At 43.6% G+C, this 1,271-nt stretch carries 1 protein-coding gene and 1 pseudogene; both read left to right on the plus strand.

Annotated features, from left to right (window positions below; translation table 11 throughout):
* The first annotated feature begins 197 nt into the window (after positions 1-197).
* Complete coding sequence (locus tag Q0236_RS06090; RefSeq protein ID WP_297916069.1) at positions 198-335, plus strand: hypothetical protein; 138 nt, start codon at positions 198-200, stop codon at positions 333-335.
* Positions 336-623: 288 nt separating this feature from the next.
* A pseudogene (locus Q0236_RS06095) lies at positions 624-1,271 on the plus strand (RNA degradosome polyphosphate kinase); the annotation flags it as partial.

A 1,271-nucleotide genomic window follows, 5' to 3' on the forward strand; every position in this document is an offset into this window, starting at 1 on the left:
CATCTAGAAAAAGAAAGAATATTTAAACTAAAATCTTGTGCACTAAAGACGGCTTTGGAAAACTGCTTACGAGATGAGGAGGAGCACGATCCTGTAAAGTGCGCGAAAAAAGTCTTTTGGGAAATAAGCGATAAATACGACGCAAATTCAATTAAGGAGTAAAAGATGGCAAATCCAAAGAGGGGCAAAGAGCGATAATGAAAGAATTTTATCCCGTAATTTTGGCGCTTTTGATCTTAATGATGCCGGTCGCGGCAGAGCGCAATCAAAGTGCAGCCGTTAGTAAAAAGATAAAATTTACGTCGTTTTCTGATTTAAATTTATATCGTATGTAGGAGCTAACATGAAAGCGCTATTTTTTATACTCGCAATAAAACAAGCGTGCAAATGGGTGCTTGATATGAGCGAGGAGGAGAAAGAGTAAATTTTATATTTAGGCGGTATTTAAAGCTGGGCTGCAAAGACGGCAATGCGCAAATGTGCAAGGATTTAGGAAAAATAGGGAATTAGGGCAGAATTTTAAATACTAAATTGCCCCACTTGCAAGCTCATAAAATTCGGACTTTAAAATTTAATCTTAATTGGGCTATAATCTTAGAATTAATATTCAAAAAGGAGTTTTTATGCAAACACAAAATAATTTTATAAACCGCGAGCTAAGCTGGCTACGCTTCAATACCCGCGTGCTGGAACAATGCAAAAAGGATATCCCGCTAATTGAAAAATTAAAATTTCTAGCGATTTACAGCACGAATTTAGACGAATTTTATATGATCCGCGTGGCGGGCTTGAAGCAGCTTTTTACCGCCGGCGTTATAACCAGCGGGGACGATGAGATGACGCCTCTTGAGCAGCTGCGCGCGATCCGTTCCTATCTAAGAAACGAACAAACCGAGCTTGAGCAGCAGTATTTCGGCATCCAAAAGGAGCTTTGCAAAAACGGGCTTTTTATCAAAAGCTACGACGAGCTACAGCCCGAGCTTAAGCCTGCGGCGGACGAGTTTTTTTTCTCGCAGATAATGCCCGTCATCGTCCCGATCGCAGTGGATGCGACCCATCCTTTCCCACATCTAAACAATCTCAGCTTCTCCCTCGCAGTCAAGCTCTGCGACGAGGGCGCGCCCGAGTCGGTGCATTTCGGGATGATTAGAATTCCGCGCGTGATCCCGCGCTTTGTGCAGGTCGCGCAAAACACCTACGTGCCGATCGGCACTATCGTAAAGCGCCACGCGGAGGAAATTTTCCCCGGCTACAAGCTCATTAGCTCCGCA

The sequence above is a fragment of the uncultured Campylobacter sp. genome, from assembly GCF_938031315.1.
Classification (GTDB): Bacteria; Campylobacterota; Campylobacteria; order Campylobacterales; family Campylobacteraceae; genus Campylobacter_B.